The sequence below is a fragment of the Sorangium sp. So ce327 genome, from assembly GCF_051530205.1.
GTDB lineage: Bacteria > Myxococcota_A > Polyangia > Polyangiales > Polyangiaceae > Sorangium > Sorangium cellulosum_B.
Map to the genome: position 1 here is coordinate 3,123,521 of NZ_CP150330.1, position 17,295 is coordinate 3,140,815.

16 protein-coding genes, 2 tRNA genes and 1 pseudogene are annotated in these 17,295 nt (G+C 69.7%); 10 read left to right on the plus strand and 9 right to left on the minus strand.

Annotation, left to right across the window (positions count from 1 at the left end; genetic code table 11):
* Nucleotides 1-60: 60 nt before the first annotated feature.
* The 3 genes from WME95_RS11920 to WME95_RS11930 are packed head-to-tail and all read left to right on the plus strand — an operon-like array spanning nucleotide 61 to nucleotide 2,351.
* Nucleotides 61-330, plus strand: a complete 270-nt coding sequence (locus WME95_RS11920; protein WP_437908497.1) for a hypothetical protein — start codon at nucleotides 61-63, stop codon at nucleotides 328-330.
* A gap of 12 nt (nucleotides 331-342) precedes the next feature.
* Nucleotides 343-1,560 carry a hypothetical protein gene (locus tag WME95_RS11925; RefSeq protein WP_437908498.1) on the plus strand — a complete coding sequence of 406 codons (1,218 nt, stop codon included), beginning with the start codon at nucleotides 343-345 and terminating at the stop codon, nucleotides 1,558-1,560.
* Nucleotides 1,557-2,351 (plus strand): MXAN_2562 family outer membrane beta-barrel protein, encoded by a 795-nt coding sequence (locus WME95_RS11930; protein WP_437908499.1) that lies wholly within the window; start codon nucleotides 1,557-1,559, stop codon nucleotides 2,349-2,351. Before WME95_RS11925 ends, WME95_RS11930 begins: the two co-directional genes overlap by 4 nt.
* Before the next feature lie 49 nt (nucleotides 2,352-2,400).
* Here the strand turns inward: WME95_RS11930 and WME95_RS11935 are convergent, their stop codons facing one another.
* Nucleotides 2,401-2,991, minus strand: coding sequence for a serine protease (locus tag WME95_RS11935; RefSeq protein WP_437908500.1), 591 nt, complete (start codon nucleotides 2,989-2,991; stop codon nucleotides 2,401-2,403).
* Between the two features lie 166 nt (nucleotides 2,992-3,157).
* Nucleotides 3,158-3,231: transfer RNA gene (locus tag WME95_RS11940), tRNA-Pro, on the minus strand.
* Between the two features lie 197 nt (nucleotides 3,232-3,428).
* On the opposite strand from WME95_RS11940, the gene WME95_RS11945 reads away from it, so the two are divergent.
* The 3 genes from WME95_RS11945 (at nucleotide 3,429) to WME95_RS11955 (ending at nucleotide 5,257) form a co-directional block, all read left to right on the plus strand.
* A complete protein-coding gene (locus tag WME95_RS11945; protein ID WP_437908501.1) occupies nucleotides 3,429-3,836 on the plus strand; it encodes a VOC family protein in 408 nt (135 codons plus the stop codon).
* Between the two features lie 157 nt (nucleotides 3,837-3,993).
* Nucleotides 3,994-5,007 carry a hypothetical protein gene (locus WME95_RS11950; protein WP_437908502.1) on the plus strand — a complete coding sequence of 338 codons (1,014 nt, stop codon included), beginning with the start codon at nucleotides 3,994-3,996 and terminating at the stop codon, nucleotides 5,005-5,007.
* Nucleotides 5,008-5,184: 177 nt separating this feature from the next.
* Nucleotides 5,185-5,257: transfer RNA gene (locus WME95_RS11955), tRNA-Arg, on the plus strand.
* A gap of 42 nt (nucleotides 5,258-5,299) precedes the next feature.
* On the opposite strand, the gene WME95_RS11960 is transcribed toward WME95_RS11955, so the two are convergent.
* From WME95_RS11960 to WME95_RS11975, 4 genes and pseudogenes are all read right to left on the minus strand, one after another.
* Nucleotides 5,300-6,889: an IS1182 family transposase gene (locus tag WME95_RS11960; protein ID WP_437905279.1), complete on the minus strand. Its 1,590-nt coding sequence runs from the start codon at nucleotides 6,887-6,889 to the stop codon at nucleotides 5,300-5,302.
* A 560-nt stretch (nucleotides 6,890-7,449) separates the two neighbouring features.
* The gene (locus WME95_RS11965; RefSeq protein ID WP_437908503.1) at nucleotides 7,450-7,851 is read right to left on the minus strand and encodes a DUF6968 family protein; all 402 of its coding nucleotides are present in this window, start codon (nucleotides 7,849-7,851) and stop codon (nucleotides 7,450-7,452) included.
* A 615-nt stretch (nucleotides 7,852-8,466) separates the two neighbouring features.
* A complete protein-coding gene (locus WME95_RS11970) occupies nucleotides 8,467-8,757 on the minus strand; it encodes an IS66 family transposase (protein WP_437908504.1) in 291 nt (96 codons plus the stop codon).
* A 65-nt stretch (nucleotides 8,758-8,822) separates the two neighbouring features.
* A pseudogene (locus WME95_RS11975) lies at nucleotides 8,823-9,368 on the minus strand (IS66 family transposase); the annotation flags it as partial.
* A 72-nt stretch (nucleotides 9,369-9,440) separates the two neighbouring features.
* Between WME95_RS11975 and WME95_RS11980 the strand changes: the two are divergent.
* Together WME95_RS11980 and WME95_RS11985 are read left to right on the plus strand one after the other, a co-directional pair.
* Nucleotides 9,441-9,716, plus strand: a complete 276-nt coding sequence (locus WME95_RS11980; protein ID WP_437908505.1) for a hypothetical protein — start codon at nucleotides 9,441-9,443, stop codon at nucleotides 9,714-9,716.
* 226 nt (nucleotides 9,717-9,942) lie between these two features.
* Entirely contained in the window at nucleotides 9,943-10,740 is a 798-nt protein-coding gene (locus WME95_RS11985) for a hypothetical protein (RefSeq protein ID WP_437908506.1), read from the plus strand.
* Nucleotides 10,741-10,795: 55 nt separating this feature from the next.
* Here WME95_RS11985 and WME95_RS11990 read toward each other — a convergent pair whose 3' ends face one another.
* Nucleotides 10,796-11,071, minus strand: a complete 276-nt coding sequence (locus tag WME95_RS11990) for a hypothetical protein (RefSeq protein WP_437908507.1) — start codon at nucleotides 11,069-11,071, stop codon at nucleotides 10,796-10,798.
* 10 nt (nucleotides 11,072-11,081) lie between these two features.
* A complete protein-coding gene (locus WME95_RS11995; protein ID WP_437908508.1) occupies nucleotides 11,082-11,519 on the minus strand; it encodes a hypothetical protein in 438 nt (145 codons plus the stop codon).
* 276 nt (nucleotides 11,520-11,795) lie between these two features.
* Here WME95_RS11995 and WME95_RS12000 point away from each other — a divergent pair, with 276 nt between their 5' ends.
* On the plus strand, nucleotides 11,796-14,315 hold the full coding sequence (locus tag WME95_RS12000) for a catalase (protein ID WP_437908509.1): 2,520 nt from the start codon (nucleotides 11,796-11,798) through the stop codon (nucleotides 14,313-14,315).
* A 38-nt stretch (nucleotides 14,316-14,353) separates the two neighbouring features.
* On the opposite strand, the gene WME95_RS12005 is transcribed toward WME95_RS12000, so the two are convergent.
* A complete protein-coding gene (locus WME95_RS12005; RefSeq protein WP_437908510.1) occupies nucleotides 14,354-16,309 on the minus strand; it encodes a multicopper oxidase family protein in 1,956 nt (651 codons plus the stop codon).
* Nucleotides 16,310-16,407: 98 nt separating this feature from the next.
* Between WME95_RS12005 and WME95_RS12010 the strand changes: the two genes are divergently transcribed.
* On the plus strand, nucleotides 16,408-17,292 hold the full coding sequence (locus tag WME95_RS12010) for a LysR family transcriptional regulator (RefSeq protein WP_437908511.1): 885 nt from the start codon (nucleotides 16,408-16,410) through the stop codon (nucleotides 17,290-17,292).
* The last annotated feature ends 3 nt before the right edge of the window (nucleotides 17,293-17,295 follow it).

Genomic DNA, 17,295 nt, shown 5'->3' on the forward strand with positions numbered 1-17,295 from the left:
AGCTAGCCGAGCTCTCTCGAAGAGCGCGTGTTTCGGGCCACGCAGCCCGTCCGTCGGCCCATGGCGCTGCGCGGCGGTCCGCTCACCCTGCTCCGCGGCACCGATGCCAACTTGTCAGGAATGGACGGTGACCATGGCCAGCTCGTCATGCGGCGCGCCTCCGAGCCTCCGAGGTGGGGCGTCGAGGACGCCTCCAAGGACGCCTCCGACGGGACCGCAGGGGCCTCCGAGGGCGCGTTCGACGCGGCATCCGGCGCGGGCGCACGAACGATTTCCGCGCCGTTCGAAGGGCTGTGCGGGGCATTTGCGGCGTGGTACGAGCTGTGCTGAAAGGACGCGCCCATGGACACGACAAGGTATCCCGTCCGGCTCCGGCCGCGAGGGCGGCGGCATCTCCCCCGGCTGTGCGCGGTGGCCCTCGCGGCGGCGGCGCTCGCCGGAGGCGCGCGACAGGCCGGCGCGACGGTGAACATCAGCAGCCAGGTGGTGCGCACCAAGGTCACTCGCCCGGACGCGCAGAACCCCCTCTGGATCAGCCATGAGGACTGCGTCACCGGCAACGATCTGGAGCTCACGCTCACGCTGACCAACCCGACGAGCAGCGATAGCCTCGAGGTGTGGGTCACCGAGTCGACGGATTGCACCCAGGCCGAGAATCGCCAGCCCGGCGATTACTGCAAGCGGCTCCCGGTGACGCCCGGCGTGGATGAGACGGTGGTCGTCACGCTGCCGGCCAAGGAGATCGCGAAGCAGCTGCTCGGCGCCGACGACTGCGAGGACACGTCGCGGGGGAGCACCGAGGCGGTCAAGATGGTCGTTTACTTCCTGCGGCTCTCCAGCGCGGACGACAGCGAGCCGGAGTTCGCGAAATGGGAGCAGACCAAGGTGGACCTCCAGGGCCCGAAGCCGCCGACGGACGTGCAAGCGCACTCCGGCGATGGGCGTATCCTCGTCGATTACACGCAGAACGAGGCCGATGAAGTGCTCGGCTACTATCTCTACTGCGACGACGGCGGGCAGTCCTCGCCTGCCTCGAGCGGGGCAGGGGCAGCCGGCGGAGGCGACGGCGCGGCGGGAGCCGGCGGCGGGGCAGCCGGCGGAGGCGACGGCGCGGCGGGAACCGGCGGGGGAACGACGAGCGGCGGCAGCTCCGGCTGCCATTCGTCGCTCCTGGTGCCGGGGGAGATCCCGGACTCCGCGCAGCAGTGCGGCAGCGTGGGGAGGGGCAGCCGTGGCGAGGCCACGAAGAACATCGTCAACGGCAGGTCGTATGTCGTCGGCGTCGCGGCCTATGACCAGGTGGGCAATGCCGGGCCGCTGTCGGCGATCTCCTGTGCGACCGCGACCGACGTCGACGGGTTCTTCGAGCAGTACCGGGACGCCGGCGGGCAAGCCGGTGGGGGCTTCTGCAGCATCGAAGGGCCGGTGGGGGCGGGCCGGTGGGCCGCTGCGCCGCTCGCCGCCGTCGCGGCCGGCGCGGCGCTCGGGTTGCTGCGCAGGCGCCGTCGTCGACGCCACGCGCACACGCACGCGCGTTCCTTCACGCAGGAGAGCGAATGAGCTGTCATCTCCGTCATCAGGCGGCCGCCTGCCTCGCCGGCAGCGCGGCGCTCCTCGCCGCCTCCGTCGCCGGCGCCCAAACGAGCCCCGGGATGGGTGACTGGCGGCAGCACGATCGCTCGAGGATCCAGCGAGAGGAGCGCTATGCGTCTCCTCAGAGCTTCGCGTTCGAGCTCCGCTTCGCCCCGTACTCTCCCCAGGTCGACGAGGAGTTCTCCGGCGCGGGCCCCTACGGGAAGACCTTCGGCGACGGCCAGGAGTTCTATTTCGGGGTCGAGGTCGACTGGCTGCCGCTCCGGATCCCGTACGTCGGCGCGATCGGCCCAGGGCTCGGCTGGGGGTACACGTCGGCGTCGGCGAGCGCCTTCGTGGCGGGCAGCGACCAGAGGGCCGAGGCAGAGGAGACCTCGCTCACCATCATGCCGATGCACCTGTCCGCCGTCCTGCGCGCCGACGAGCTGATGCGCAAGACGGGCGTCCCGATCGTGCCTTACGCGAAGGTGGGCCTGGGGATGGGGTTATGGACCACGACGTCGGGCCCTGGCACGCCGAAGCCCGATGGCGTCCGGGGCGAGGGCATCACGTGGGGCACGCACCTCGCGTTCGGCGGGATGCTCGCGCTCAACTGGCTGGACCGCCGCTCGGCCTCCCAGCTCGATGAGACGACGGGCATCAACCACACGTACCTGTTCGGCGAGTGGATGTTCGCGAACCTCGACGGGCTGGGCTCGCGCCCGCAGATGCACGTCGGCACCTCGACGTGGGTCCTGGGGCTCGCCTTCGACATGTGAGGCGCGGCGCCGCGCAATGGGTGCGCGGCGCGCGGCGCCGGTACGCGCTTCACGGCGCGCTGCCTTCGAGCGGCGCGCCGCCGTCGTCTTCCTCGATCACCGTCGTTCCCCGCGGCCGGGCGGTCGTCGCGCGGCGCGGGGGGCTGTCGCTCGCGAAGGTCTCGACGGTCTCCTTGGACGGGGCTCCGACGATGGGCACGACGAGCTCGCGCGCGGCGCCCTCGCGCTCGTACGTGATCTTGAGCTCGCTGGCGCTGGCCAGGGCGCGATAGGCCGCGAACAGGTCGTCCGGGCGCTCCAGGGTCGTGCCGTTGACCTGGGTGACGACGTCGCCGGTCTTGAGCTCGATGCTGCTCCAGTCCGCGGGCAGCGCGAGGATCTTCCAGCCGATGAACGCGCCCGCCCGGACGACCTCCTCGACCGGCACGCGCCGCAGGATCCAGGGCGGCCCCTGCAGCAGCACCCGGTCGACGTCGGCGCGGGCGAGCTGCCCGGCGGGCACCGCCTGCTTGGGCGGCGTTGCGCTCTGCGCGCGCGGCGCCGGAGCCGCTGCCGGGGCGGCCGTCTGCGGCCCGCCGCACCCTGCGACGACGGACAGGGAGAGACATGCGCCGAGCAGGAGTCTTACGGGCGTCGACATCGGCGGGACTATGCGCAGCGGACCCGAGGAGGCCAAGTTCGATGCGCGGCGGGTGCGATGACGGATGCGACGGGGACGCGAGCGGCGAGCCAGCTGAGCCGCAAGGCCGGGGCCACCGGGCTTCGAGGCCGCAGGGCCCGCGAGGGGCGAGGATCGTCGGAGAGGGTCGGGGAGGCGGGATTTGAACCCGCGACAACGAGCACCCAAAGCTCGTGCACTACCGGACTGTGCGACTCCCCGGGCAGAGCGCGTCCGCGAGCGGGACCATAGACGAGGCGCCCTGCCGGGGCAAGACAGGTCGCGCCGAGCGTCGAGCGCGTCGAGCGCCTGGCGCCGGCCGATCGAGCGCCCGGCGTCGGCGAGGCGTCGGCCGCGCGGCGCCCGTGTGGCTTTTCAGGTGCGTCGCCGCGAGAAAGGCGCTGAAATGAGGGCGCAGCATGAGCGGGACAGTCGCGCCGCTGTCGGTCCATCACCTGGCCGTGGTCGTGCGCGATCTGGTGCGGGCCGAGGCGTTCTACGCGGGCGTCCTCGGATTGCCGGTGGTGCGGCGCTGGACGGACGAGGCCGGAGCGCCTCGATCGGTATGGCTGGAGCTCGGGGGCGGCGCCTTTCTGGCCGTGGAGCGGGCGGGCGCCGCCGGGCCGATGCGTGCGGACGAGGCGCCTGGCTGGCACTGCGTCGCCCTCGGGATCACGCCGTCCGAGCGGGAGGCGTGGCGCCGCCGGCTGGCCGCGGGCGGCGTGATCGTCGAGCGGGAGAGCGCCTACACGATGTACGCGCGCGATCCCGACGGGAACCTGGTGGCGCTCAGCCACTACCCGCACCCGCGGGCAGGGCCGGGCTGATGGCGCGGACCGTGTGCAGTGCGCATGGAGCGCCGTGGTGAGATGATGGAAGGTCGGGCGGCGCGCCAGGGACCTGGAAGCTGCTCGAGGGCCTGCGCGTCGAAGGGGAACGAACGAGCCGGAGGGCTTCGAGATGCCGCGTTCAACGCCCGATTCCATGTCACCTGATGCGCCCGTGTCGCTCGTGCTCCCCTGCGGGGCGATCGGGCTCGTGGGCGGCTGGCTCGCGGCCGACGTCCTCGCGACGGACGAGCACGCGCTCCGCTTCTGGCTCGCGGGTGTGACCCCGATCGTCGCGGCGCTGCTGGGTTACTACCTGACGCCGCGGAGCGGAGGCGTCCGGGGTGATGGATCGATGGCGTTCGGCGCGGGCGATGCGCCGGCGGACGGTCTGCCGTGGGTCGACGCGCCGGGGAAATGGACCCGGCGGGGGCCGTTCGTGGAGGGCGTGCCGGCGCTGTGGGCCATCGTGGCGGCCGGCGCCGTGAACGGGCTGATCATCGGGCTCGTCGCGGGGCCGGCAGCGATGATCTTCGGCGCGGCGGCCGGCGCGGTGATCGCGCTGCCGTTCGTCCCGGCGCTCGCGGTGGTGCTGAGCGCCGCGAACCGCGTCGGGCGGGCGCGCGCCGGCTCGATCGTGGCGCTCTCGGATCGGCGGGCGGTGTGGGCGGCCACGGCGGCGGTGATCGCGGTGGCGCTGCAGCTGGGGTCGGGGCTGGCGGGGGCGGCGGCGCCCGACCTGGGGCGCCTCGTGGCGGCGATGGGGTTCGGCGTGGTGGGGGGAATGTGCGCGCTGGACGCGATGGATATCGCGAGGGTGCTGAAGCTGCCGCGGGAGCGGAGCGGGGCGGGGGACGAGGTCGCGGAGCGGATCGCAGCGGAGATCGAGGCGGGGGCGATGGGGGTGATGGCGGCGGGAGACGACGGCGCAGCGGGGAGCGATGCGTGGGCCGGGGGGAAGGGGACGGGGGAGAGGATCGATCTCGGCCTCGGGGACGAGGTGCAGGTCGAGGTGGTGAGGCCGACCCACGCCTACCGGGGGGCGCAGCAGATCGCCCGGGTCGTGAGGGGGAACCGCGAGCGCGCCGTGGCGGCGCTGAGGGCAGGACTGATGCGGGGAGCGGGCGCGCTGGCGATCGGGGCGGCGCTCTGGGGCGAGGTGTGGAAGTGATCGAGGCGCGCGGAGGGCGGTGGCCGGCGAGAGAGCGCGGGCTGGCGGCCGGCGGAGGAGCGCGGGACGGTGAGGCGCGGCGGAAGAGCGGGCTGGACGAGGGCGCGGCTCGGGATCTGGCTTGATGCGTGAGGCGAGGTGTGCCAGGGTCCGGCGCCCGTAGCGGCTGTCGCCCCTGCCCCCGTAGCTCAGTGGATAGAGCAGCGGTTTCCTAAACCGAAGGTCGCAAGTTCAATTCTTGCCGGGGGTGCTAGAGTGACAAACATATTGAAAACCATTTAATTCCGGCAGCTTACGCTGCCTGCTGCAGCAGGCGTTGGGCTGCCTCGAGATTCTGGATCGCTGCTGCGCGCCGGAGGTCGAACAGATTTCTCCTGGCGCCGATGTAGCGTGCAGTGTGGCCCTTCCGTGCCGCGATGTGGGCGAGCGCATGCTCTACAGCCACCCGCTGGCGGAGCACGGCGCGACCTGCCCCCGTCTGCTGCAGCTTCCGGAATTTGCGCTGCAGAGCCTCGTCCTCCGCAATGGACACGGTCCGCCCCCGTCCCGAGGCGGCTTGGGTGCACCTGGCTCGGAGGGGGCACGCGCCGCAATCCTCAGGATCAAACTCGACCGTGTCGCCGGGCTCGAATACCTCGACCTGTCCTGCCGGACAGGTGATCGTCTTGGCGCGCAGGTCGATCTTGAAGTCGCGCTTGCTGAACAGGTTGGGGCTGCGAGCACGCTGTCCCCAAGGCTTCGAGAACACCTGGCCACCGTCGCGGATCACGTCGTCAACGACGGGACTGTTCACATAGGCGCGATCGATGTGGAGCTCGCCGAGGCGCAGCCGTTGACGTTGGATGTCCTTGGCGATCGGTGCGGCCCCCTCTTCTTCGGGGCGATTCGCTGGCGTGACCGCACAGGCGACGATGACGGGAAGGTCCAGGTCGCGTGCGATGTGTTCCTTGTAGCCATCAAACCTCTTCGAGCGGCTCTTTCTTCCGTGGCGCATCTCAGCGTCCTCAATGGAGACACGGCGGTCAGGTGCAACACCTTGACGGATGCGAACGGTCCCATCCTCAGCCGTTTCCAGGTCTTGGTCCCGAACCTGTGTGACCGCATCCATATAGAAGCGGAGCGGCTGCTCGACGACGTCGTCCAGATGGCGGTCCACCCACTGCTGCAGGGACGAGACCTGCCGTTCCAGGATCTGAATCGCCGCCGCCTTCTGTTTCGGGTCGCTCCAATCGAGGTCGAGCCCGGCCTTGATGCTGGGAGCCAGAAGTAGCGGGATGCCCGCCTTGCGACAGATCTCCTCGGGCGGGCGCTCCGTGATCTTCGACACGACGCGGACGATGGTGCGTGCTGCATGGCCGAGCAGGTTGATCGTGTCCTCAACCCGCCCGGCTCCCGCTAAAGGGCGGCTATCGATGGCCACGCGCAGCGCTTTGGACACCGCACGCCTCTCGCTCTCCGTCATCGCGCCCGACCGAACGAGCGCCACGGTCCGCTCCAGCAGCACCCGGTCCATCTCATGCTCGACCATCCGCTCTCGGAACGCCTGCAGCGCGCCCTGCGAAAACGCGGGCGTGGCCGCCCCCAGGCAGCCGAGCACCATCTGCCAGCGAAGGTCGACGATCGACAGCTCCACCGCCTCGGCATCCGATGCGCCGACGTATCCCTGGAGCAGCGTGACCATGCACATCAGCGCCGGCGGATGCGGCGGCTCACCTGCTCCCGTGGTCCGGTACATGCTCTCCAGCTGCTCCTGGAACGTCTCGTCGAATAGCTCGTGCCGGTGCAGCCTGAGAAAGCCGAACAGGGCTCGCACCCGGGTCAACCGTTTCATGAGCGCCTGTTCCTGCCGCGACAGCTCCACCGGCGGCGACCATCGTTCCATCCGTGCACCTCCGGGCGCGGACGAGATCATGGCTCGGCGAGACCGTCGAGCCTTCCATCGAAACGCTCGGGATTATCACAAAATCAAACTGATCGGTCCTCTAGGTAAATCTAGGTCATTCCGCAGGGTTAGCCCCCATCGGCTACCGGACGGGACGCGACAGGACGGGACGCTACGACCCACCCGACGTGGCAACGGTGAGGCAACGGGATCGGGGGCACGGCCACGGCTAGCCCGAGTGAGCTTTCTCGGCGTGGACGAGCTGCTGGAGCTTCTCGCAGCAGTACGAGTGGAGGAAGACCCCCTCCTCCGCGGGGTCCGGCTCGGCCATCTCTTGGAGATTCTCAACAAGCGGATCGCCCAGCGGCGTTGAGAGGGATCAGGCCGATCTCGCGGGCCCGCTCGACGAGCTCCGGCGGGATGGCCCCGCGCTTGAGGACATGGCCCACATGCTCGCCTCCCCGGACGAGGACGACCCGGTGTAGCCCCGTCCTAAGACCAGGCGATCGAGACACCCGCGGTCACGCCCCCTCTCGGAGCAGGTGCGCAGGGAGGCGGCTTCAGCCGGGCGCACCCTTCTTCTTCGCCTCCACGGCCTTCTCGATCTCATCCTCGATCAGCCGCTCCATCCTGTCCTCGAAGGTGCGTCCAAAGATGTACGGCACGGCGACGGGGAATCCCGTCTCTCCGGGCTCTCCGTCGCACCAGGTGACCGGAAGCCCAGAGTTCTTGAGGGACTGACGAGCCGTCTCGAAGGCGAGCTGTAGAGCTTGCACGGCGTCCACACCGTAGGCGGAATCTCGCACCGCCTCCCCAAGTCCCTGAATATCGACCGGGCACGCCCAGTCGCCGGACGCCTTCTGCACCGGCTTGCCGATAGTCACAGTCACCACCCGACCGGGCTCGCCCACGACCGAAAGGCGGCGTTCTGCGATGGGTTCGAGCGGGGTGTCGTCCTGCATAGGACGCACCTTGCGGCCCCTTCCCGCAGGGTGTCAAGCGGACGTCCTCTTCACGTACCGTAGTGCCAGTAACACCAGCCGAGGCACGCGACCAAGCTACCCTTCGCCGCCGCCCAGCAACCCGCCTTCAAGCGAGGGTCCGGTGGTAGCTGGGCGCAAAACTGCTCCATCGCCTGCTGTCCGTTCCGACATGCCCGGTTGCACTCGTCCAGGGAGTCAGGCAGTTCGACCTCGCCGCTGGCCGCTTCAGGTTCGTCCACCTCTGGCGATGCTCCACATCCTACCATCGTCGCCAGGCCTGTGGCTCCGAGAAGACCCAGCACGCACAGCAGCCGTCTCATGTGCTTCCCCCGAGGAGCACGTGGAGCCTGGCCCCTGGCCACGTCAAGGACGAGCCTGCCAGGCTGTTCAACGCCATTCTTCTCGTCTCTTCAGCGTGAAATATTGATGTAGGAAAGCCGTAATTGCTTGTTTGTTTGATTACGTACGTCATGCTTCCAGACGTATGATGGTTTGTGCGGTTTGTAGACATGTGGCTCGTGCGGAGATCGAGAGGATCCTCCGAACGAACGAGCTCTCCCTCCGGGGTACTGCTCGGAAATTCTGCATTTCCGATCACATGCTGGTGTGGAACCACAAGAAGCATTGCATACCCAGGGCCAAGGTCGCTCCGATCTCGCAGTACGAGGGTGAAGCGGACGATGTTCCGGTCACGCGAGCTTCGAAGCGCGCCCCCTCACCACCAAGCAGATCGAGCTCTCTGTCCAGGCGGAGCCACCCATCTTCAAGAAAGCGGATGAGCGCGGGCCACTGGTTGCGCGCATCCCCGATGGCGCCAGCGACGGGGCTCCTGGGCAGCACGAGCAGCTCCTCGCTGTCGAGCCATGCGCGGAAGGCATCGAGCACGGGCTGGGCATGGCATGGCTTCGGCGCTGCTCGGTGCGGCGACCGGGAGCCAGGTCCTTGGTCGCCTCGTCGATGGCGAAGAGCTGGTGAATGAAGCCGAGCGCCGTCGTCGCACGCTCCCGGTCCGACGACATCGTTTCAAAGAAGCGCCGGCGGAAATGGGCCCAGCAGCCGGCTTCGGTGACCTGTTCGGTCCGGAACAGCTCCTCGTGGACGCTCGATGCGTCGGCCTGGACGTAGCCCTTGTATCCGCGGAGAAACTCCTTGGGGCCATCCTGGTTGTGACGCGGCGTGAAGCGGAAGAGCACGTGGTCCCGATCGGCCACGAGCACCCAGAAGTGTCCACGCCGGCACTTGTCCTTGGCCTGGACGAGCACTCCGGTGGCGTCGACGACGAGGCAATGGGCCGAGAGCGCGTCTTTGGCCATGGCGGCGACCAGATACCCAAGCACCTCGGCGCACGAGCGAGCACGCCGCAGCGCTCGACGGGGCGACCACCACAGGCAGCAACGCGGACGCGGAGCTCTTCGTCGACGGCGTGCGCGTGGCCGAAGCGTCGATCGCCGAGCAGGAGCGCTGGGAACGGGAGCGGCTCCGCTGACGACGCGCATTGCCGTCCGCGGTCTGCATTCTCCACATCCTGCACCGTCGATCCGACGAGGGGCCCGTAGTAGCCTTCCGGCATGAGCCCCCGACGAGACAGCGCCGCGCCCGCCATGGCTCCCGATCTCGACGAGAAGGCCCCGGTCCTGCGGGCGTTCCGCCTCGCGCCCATGGTCTCCGACGAGAAGATCTCGGACGAGGAGCGCGAGGCGGTCGCGGCCGGTGCGGCGGGGCCCTTCATCCCGCACGAGGAGGTGATGGCCGAGATCCGGCGGCGAGCGGAAGCCGAGGGCGCCTTGGCGGAGTACGAGGAGATCGTGCGCGCCCGCGGGCGCACGGCCTCTCGTCCTCGATGACGTGGCTCGTCGACTGGACCCCGCCACCGCGGCGTCGCTGGCTGTGACCCGCTGCCGACGGAAGTCTCTTGCTCCGCCCCTTCTCCTCGCTCTCCTCGGGGTCGGCTACTCGGCTCGGTCCGAACGACCGGCTGCGCGTTCAGCGGCCCTCCCGGCGGCTGGACCGCTGAACTTTCCGCCGCGCTGGGGATGGAAGCCCGCCGCGCCGCCTGCTATCGCTGGCCCGATGGCGAAGAAGAAGCCTGCATGGCTCTCGATTCTACCGGGCAATCTGGATCCGTCGCGCTTCACGCTCGACCAGCTTCGGAACGTCAAGGCAGCTCACGCCTTCCTTACCGAGAGGATCGAGGGTCCGCCTGGTTTCGCCGACTACATGCGTGCGTACCGCTTTCTCCTTTTCTTCGGCATCGCGTGCGTCGCGGAGAACAAGTACCCGGCGCTGACCCGCTGCTGGAAGGACTTGGAGAGGCTCTTCATGAGCGACCCGGCCTTCGAGGACGGCGTCTTCGTCCAGAGCTGGGCGCTGATGGACTTCCCCTTCGGCCCCGAGCGCCAGACTGCGCTCGACTACTTCGAGGAGTTCGTCAAGGGGACCGAGGCGGGGCCGGGGTTTTTGCGCTTCATCGACGAGGCGCGCAAGAGCCGTCTCGGCCTCTACCAGGACGCCGGACGGACGAAGACCGTCGCGAACTTCCGCGAGCTGATCTCGGGCCGGACCATCTCGGCATTCCCGTCGGTCGATGCCTACAGCAAGGGCGAGATCCTCCTGACGCGCGCCATCCGCCACGGCGAACAGGTCTTCCTCTGGGGCGACCCGAAGGGTTTTCCCAAGGAGATGAAGAGCCAGATCGAGAACATGGTGCGCGACAAGCTCTTCTACTTCATCGAGGAGACGACGCCCGAGGCCCAGTTCGAGGCGTTCATGAGGCTCGCCGGTCCGTACTGGATGTCGTGCGTCACGAAGAACGACGCGATCCCCATCCTCGAACCGGACCACTACCGAACGTACCTCGAATCCAAGTAGCTCTCGCCGATGCGGCGGACCACCGCCTCGAGCTCCTCGGCGGGCGCTCCAAACCCTACCGTCGTCGGCCTTTCGGTCGCAGCGCGCCGATTCTGACGTGCTCGAGCGCGTTCAGGTACGCCTGGTAGGAGAGGTCCGCGAACGAAAAGAACCCGGGGCGTGGCTCGAGCAGCGATCCCTGGTGCCGGCGGATCTCTTCGACGACGCGCTCGACCATCCCGTCGATGTCCTGCGCGAGCTCTCCGAGCTCACGGGCGTCGCCGGCCGCTTCGCGATCGAGCGGGCCGTCCCGGGGATCGCGGTCGCTGTCGCCGTGTTCATCCTCATCCATGTGTTCTTCGTCATTCTTCGTCCGCCCTGCGGAGGACGAGGCGCGGCCCCTCGACCCAGCGAGCGCCGTCCAGCTGCTGCCGCAGGAGCGCGGCCAGCGGCTCCACGGGGAGCTCGACGAGCTGGTCTGCTGCGGCCTGCGCGGCGAGCCGCGCGATGAGCGCCGTCTTTCCCGAGCCTCGCCCGCCGACGACGAGCACGCGCTCGTGGCGGGCGAGGCGCTCGGGCACGGTGCATCGCGACGGCGCATCGACCCGGCGCGGCAAGACATCCATGTCCACCGGGCGCTGCTCGTTCCGGATCAGGACGCGAACATTGGTCTGGCTGTGCTCTCTCCAGACCGAGTCCACGTGGTCCCGCTCCACGGACAAGAGGACCCCTGCCGGATCGTCCGACGCGCTCGCGGTCGCGTCGGTCCACAACCATCGGCGCAGGTTGTCGTCATCCATGGTGTGACAACGCATGGATGCGGGTGCGGGCACCATGCGGTGGGGTGGAAACTCCGCAGTCTCTCCGGCGCGCCTTCCGGTCGGAGGAGCTCGGGCTCACGCGCGCCCCGTCTGCGCCCGCGGCCGGCGGCACGGCGACGCCCCGCCAGGACGCGGCGGGCCGACCGAGGCGCCATAACGGGCTCGGCCGCGCGCCGGCCGCCCGGGCTTGCCTGAAAGTCGCCCCGCGCGTTGGTGCGCCCTTTGCTGAAACCCCGGCTCCCCGGAGGACATCTCATGACCGAACGCAAAGACCCCGCGAAGCCGTCGTCCAGTGTGCCGGCGCCGACCGAGAAGGGCGCGGGCAGCGCGAAGCAATCGATGGGTGGCCCGTCGGCGAAGCCGCGGGCGGCACGGACGAAACGCAGCCTCCTCGAGCGCGCGGCGACCGCGCTCGGCAGCGGGACGAGCAGTGAGGACGCCCGGGTGCGCCACGTGGCAGCAGCCGACCGCCTCGACGCGAAGATCGACGCCACGGAAGCGCTCGTCGCCGCGATCCCCGAGAACGTGAACAAAGGCGCCGAGTACGCGCTACGCGGCAAAATGCCACAGCCGCCGCAAGGTGCCACGGCGAAGCCCGAGAACCTCGACGCGACCGCGAGCACGATCACCGAGAGCAACGAGTCCGAGAAGAACGGCGCCAAGGCGGCGCCGGGCGAAAATCCGAACCAGGGGCCTCTGCAGAAGCATCGGGTCGACTCGCTCGGTCGGGCGCTCACGACGAACCAGGGCGTGCCCGTCGGGGACAACCAGAACTCGCTGCGCGCGGGGCTGCGCGGCCCGACGCTGCTCGAGGACTTCATCCTGCGCGAGAAGATCACGCACTTCGATCACGAGCGCATCCCCGAGCGCGTGGTGCACGCGCGCGGCTCGGGCGCGCACGGTTACTTCGAGTGCACCGAGGACATCACCTCGGTCACCAAGGCCGCGCCCTTCGCCAAGGTCGGCAAGCGGACGCCTGTCTTCGTGCGCTTCTCGACCGTGGCGGGCGAGCGCGGCAGCGCCGATACGGTGCGCGACGTGCGCGGCTTCGCCGTGAAGTTCTACACCGAAGAGGGCAACTGGGATCTCGTCGGCAACAACATCCCTGTCTTCTTCATCCAGGACGCGATGAAGTTCCCCGACGTGGTGCACGCCGTCAAACCCGAGCCGCACCACCAGATGCCGCAGGCGTCGAGCGCGCACGACACCTTCTGGGACTTCATCTCGCTCATGCCCGAGTCGATGCACATGGTCATGTGGCAGATGAGCGACCGGGCGATCCCGCGCAGCTTCCGGACGATGCAGGGCTTCGGCGTGCACACCTTCCGGCTCGTCAACGCGGCCGGCGAAGCGACGCTCGTGAAGTTCCACTGGACTCCCGTGCTCGGCACGCACTCGCTCGACTGGGACGAGGCGGTGAAGATCGCGGGCGCCGACCCCGACTTCCACCGCCGCGATCTCTGGGAGGCCATCGAGGGCGGCGCGTTCCCCGAGTACCTCTTGCAGATCCAGACGTTCACGGAGGCCGAGGCCGAGCGGTGGAGCTTCGATGTGCTCGACGCGACCAAGATCGTGCCGGAGGAGCTCGCGCCCCTGCGCACGGTCGGCCGGCTCGTCTTGAACCGCAACCCCGACAACTTCTTCGCCGAGACGGAGCAGGTCGCGTTCTGCACGCAGCACATCGTGCCTGGCATCGACTTCACGAACGACCCGCTGCTCCAGGGGCGCAACTTCTCGTACCTCGACACGCAGCTCACGCGCCTCGGCGGGCCGAACTTCCACGAGATCCCCATCAACGCGCCTGTCGCCGAGGTGCACAACAACCAGCGTGACGGGTTCCACCGCCAGGCGATCAACCGGGGCCGCGTGAACTATGAGCCCAACTCGCTCGCCGGTGGCTGCCCCTTCCAGGCCGGCGCGCGCGGCTTCGCCTCGGTCGCCGAGCGGCTCCTGGCGCAGCAGGCCGCGACCGAGCCGAGCAAGCTGCGCGCGAAGCCCGAGAAGTTCGCGGACCACTACACGCAGGCGCGCCTCTTCTGGGCGAGCCAGACGCCCGTCGAGCGCGCGCACATCGCCCGCGCCTTCCGCTTCGAGCTGACGCGGGTGCAGACGCAGGCGATCCGCGAGCGCATGGTCCGGATGCTGCGGAACGTCGACGAGGGGCTGGCCGCGCAGGTCGCGGCCGACCTCGGCATGCCGCTCCCCGAGCCGCTCTCGATCGTGGCGCCGCCCGTCAAGGACCCGGAGGTCGCTGTGTCGCCGGCCCTGTCGCTGTTCGCCCGGCCCGGCGATGGCCGCATCCTCGGCCGCCGCGTCGCGCTCGTCGTCGCCGACGGCGTGAGCGGGGCGGAGGCGGGCGCGCTCTACGAGGCGCTGCTGCTGGCGGGCGCGGTGCCCCGCTACGTCGGCGCGCGCCTCGGGGTGGTGCGCACGGCCGAGGGCGACGAGCTGCCGGTCGAGGTGACGATCGAGGCGGCCCCGAGCGTCCTCTTCGACGCCGCGGCGCTGCTGCCCGGCAAGGGCGCGGCGGCGCTGGCGCGCGACGGGCTCGCTGTCGAGTTCGTCCAGCTCCAGTACCGCCACTGCAAGCCGCTGCTCGTGCCAGCGTCGGCGGCGCCGCTCGCCGAGGCCGCTGGCATCAAGGCGGCCGCGGGGGCCGACCCGGGCCTGCTCGTCCTGCCGGACGACGCGGTGGCCGCCGCGGCGCCGGCGTTCGTCAAGGCGATCGCCATGCACCGCGCGTGGCAGCGCCAGACCGAGCCGCCGGCGGTCTGATCCGGCCTCCCGTCAGCGGGTCGACGCGACGGGCGCCATCACGGCCCGCAGAGCTCCAGGTTCGGCGGCGGCGGCGCCGGGTACGCGTCGGTCGCCGTCTTCGCGAACTGACACGCGAGATCGTCCGGCTGACACCCCGCCTGGGAGATGCACGCGCCGCTCTCGTCCGTCCCCTGACACAGGCACTCTTCATCTCCCGGGTCGCAGATCTCCACGAGCTCCATCATCCCTTCGTCCTCGTGGTTCAGCTTGTGGCAGTGCGCCACGAACTGGCCCGTGAACTTCCGGGGGTTCATGATCACGTCGCGCGGCCCGTCCTCGACCTGGACCCACATCGTGTCTCGCCAGTGGGCGAAGTTGGGCTCCTTGTTCGATTTGTTGGGGCACACGAGGAACGGGTTGATGTGGATATGGAAAGGGTGCCCGTCGAACGCGCGGATCTCCCACCGCTCCGCGCTGCCGACGGTCATGACCCGATCGCTCCGGTAGCCGCGGGCGCGCCGCTCGTCGAACTTGCGGCAGCTGATGTTCGGATCCGGGCAGATGCACACCGGCGCGTCCGGATCGACCTCGTGCGGGTGGTCTCCCGGGTCACAGGACATGAGCGCCACATCGCTGCTGAGGTCGGGCGGGTTGCTCCCCGGCGTGGGCACGAGGAGCACCACCTTCTGGTGCACGGCCTCGACCGAATCGCAGCTCACCTCCATCTCCTTCCCGTCGACCGCGCCGGTCCACGAGGTGGGCGGCGCGAGCGCGGCCACGTCCGCCTCCGCGGGCAGGTTCACCTCGGTGGGCTCGCCCGCGCTCGGGTCCACGTCGACGATCGCGATCACGCTCCCCAGGAGATCGTTCGGCCGGCGACCGACGAGGCAGAGCGTCTGCTTGCCTTCAGGCATCTTCACCATCACGTCGGCGCGGTAGCCGGGGGAGACCCACACCGTGTCGCTCCTGTAGAGCTGCGGGAGCGTCAGCCCGTCGCGCGCGATCTGCGTCGTCTCGATGGGCGCCTTGTCGAAGTCGGAGCACGAAGCGTCCTTCGCGACGTGGAGCTTCATCCCCATCTCGTCCGGGCTGCCCGCGTAGACCATGCGCCAGCGCTCCACCTGCCCGGGCGGCGTCGTGAGCCGCGGCCTGAGCTTGCCGTTGATCAGCGTGGCCCGGAGCGACTCGACAGCGAGGAAGTCGGTGACCGACAGGTTGTCCTCGGTGCAGGCCTCTCCCTCCTTCAAGGGCACCGTGTTCTGGTGATCGATGGCCACCTGCGTCATGACCATCACCCGCTCTCTGGCCCTGGCGATGCCGGGCAGCTCGTCGAGCGCGCCCTCGATGAGGAGCGCCCCGGCGGCCCCATCCATGACCTGGATGGCCGTGGAGCCGTGGATGTGAGGGTGGTACCAGTCCGTGCCCTCGTGGTGGATCCCGTCCTCGTCCAGGTCCCAGCGGTACCGGGCGCTCTCGCCCGGCCCCACCGCGTGCAGCACGTGGTCGCCGAAATACCTCCCCTCGGGCGCGCAGCCGTCCCCCTCGCACGGGTCCGCGGGATCGTCCGTCGCGAAGTTGGGCTGCACGTGCAGGCCGTGGCCGTGCAAGTTCGTCAGGTTGAAGTCGTGGCACGACCTGTTGCCATGGCCCATCATGCTCGCGATCTCGCGGAAGTCGCTCTTCGTGAAGTCGTTATGCAGGGTCACGTGGACCTTGCGATCCTCGCCCTTCGGAATGCGGATCGTGGGGCCGCTCGTCATTCCGTTGTACGCACGGAGACAGAACCGCCGCCCGTCGATCTCGACCTCGCTCGGGCCGAAACGCAGCTCGTACGCTCCGTCCGCGCCCGGCTGGAGCTCGGGGGGGTCCTCGTACGTGGACGTCGTCTGCGGCGTCGTGCTCGTCGTGCTCGTCTCCTCGCCTCCGCCGCAGCCCGCGGGCGCCGCGAGGGAGAGGGCCAGCGCCGCGAGCGAGCCTGTGCGCCTGAGCGCGTGCGAATCGTCTCGTGCCATCAACTTGTCTCCTCCTTTCGCGACACTATCGAGCGGCGCCGCATGTGGATGGCCGAAGACGGTCACCCCTGGCTAGAATGCGGACAGTGGCAGGGTGTATGGACCTCGAAGAGCTTCGCGCCTTCCTCGCCGTGGTCGAGGCCGGCTCCTTCCTGGGCGCGGCGCGCGCGCTCGGCTCGTCGCGCACGACGCTCCGGCGTCAGGTCGCGTCGCTGGAGGCGCGCGCCGGCGTCCTCCTGCTCGAGAGCGTGCGGAACGGCGTCGTGCCGACCGAGGCCGGGCAGGTGCTCGCCCGGAAGGGGCGCGGCATGGTGCAGGAGGCCGCCGCGCTCCTGGCCTCGATCCGGGAGGTGGGCGACGCGCCCTCGGGCACCCTGCGGGTCATCCTGCCCGTGGGGCTGCCGCCGCACATGATGACGCCGCTCTTCGCCGCCGTTCGCAGCGCGTATCCGAGGCTCCACGTCCACTGCCGCTTCAGCAACGATCCGCTGGGGGAGGCGCTCACGGACATCGACATCGCTGTCCACTTCGGCGAGGACGCGCCGAGCGGACACTGGATATCGCACGTCGTCCTGCGCGTCCGCGAGTGGCTCATCGCCAGCCGCGCGTACCTGGAGCGGCGCGGCACGCCGCAGACGATCGACGATCTGAAGCACCATGAGCTGTTCGCGTGGCAGGCCCCGGGCGAGGACGCGCGCACCTGGCGGACATGGCGGGGCGCGCCCTTCACCGTGGAGCCGGCCCTCATCGCGACGGACATCCACTTCATCCGGCACTGCTGCATCTCCGGCCTGGGCATCGGCCTCGTCCCCGACGCGCTCGTGCCCGACCCCGACGTGGGGCCGGACGTGCTCGTGCCCGTGCTGCCCGACGTGGTCGGGCAGGAGCGGCCCGTGCGGCTCAGCGTCCCCGGGGCGCTGTCGGAGATACCGAAGATCAAGGTGTTCATCGGGCACGTGCGCGCGTCGCTCGGGAAGATGTAGCGC

What these genes read in the sequence shown, in the direction of transcription:
- WME95_RS11920 (WP_437908497.1), top strand. Translation starts at nt 61, where the DNA reads ATGGCGCTGCGCGGCGGTCCGCTCACCCTGCTCCGCGGCACCGATGCC.
- WME95_RS11925 (WP_437908498.1), top strand. Translation starts at nt 343, where the DNA reads ATGGACACGACAAGGTATCCCGTCCGGCTCCGGCCGCGAGGGCGGCGG.
- WME95_RS11930 (WP_437908499.1), top strand. Translation starts at nt 1,557, where the DNA reads ATGAGCTGTCATCTCCGTCATCAGGCGGCCGCCTGCCTCGCCGGCAGC.
- WME95_RS11935 (WP_437908500.1), bottom strand. Translation starts at nt 2,991, where the DNA reads ATGTCGACGCCCGTAAGACTCCTGCTCGGCGCATGTCTCTCCCTGTCC.
- WME95_RS11945 (WP_437908501.1), top strand. Translation starts at nt 3,429, where the DNA reads ATGAGCGGGACAGTCGCGCCGCTGTCGGTCCATCACCTGGCCGTGGTC.
- WME95_RS11950 (WP_437908502.1), top strand. Translation starts at nt 3,994, where the DNA reads ATGTCACCTGATGCGCCCGTGTCGCTCGTGCTCCCCTGCGGGGCGATC.
- WME95_RS11960 (WP_437905279.1), bottom strand. Translation starts at nt 6,889, where the DNA reads ATGGAACGATGGTCGCCGCCGGTGGAGCTGTCGCGGCAGGAACAGGCG.
- WME95_RS11965 (WP_437908503.1), bottom strand. Translation starts at nt 7,851, where the DNA reads ATGCAGGACGACACCCCGCTCGAACCCATCGCAGAACGCCGCCTTTCG.
- WME95_RS11980 (WP_437908505.1), top strand. Translation starts at nt 9,441, where the DNA reads ATGAGCCCCCGACGAGACAGCGCCGCGCCCGCCATGGCTCCCGATCTC.
- WME95_RS11985 (WP_437908506.1), top strand. Translation starts at nt 9,943, where the DNA reads ATGGCGAAGAAGAAGCCTGCATGGCTCTCGATTCTACCGGGCAATCTG.
- WME95_RS11990 (WP_437908507.1), bottom strand. Translation starts at nt 11,071, where the DNA reads ATGGATGAGGATGAACACGGCGACAGCGACCGCGATCCCCGGGACGGC.
- WME95_RS11995 (WP_437908508.1), bottom strand. Translation starts at nt 11,519, where the DNA reads ATGGATGACGACAACCTGCGCCGATGGTTGTGGACCGACGCGACCGCG.
- WME95_RS12000 (WP_437908509.1), top strand. Translation starts at nt 11,796, where the DNA reads ATGACCGAACGCAAAGACCCCGCGAAGCCGTCGTCCAGTGTGCCGGCG.
- WME95_RS12005 (WP_437908510.1), bottom strand. Translation starts at nt 16,309, where the DNA reads ATGGCACGAGACGATTCGCACGCGCTCAGGCGCACAGGCTCGCTCGCG.
- WME95_RS12010 (WP_437908511.1), top strand. Translation starts at nt 16,408, where the DNA reads ATGGACCTCGAAGAGCTTCGCGCCTTCCTCGCCGTGGTCGAGGCCGGC.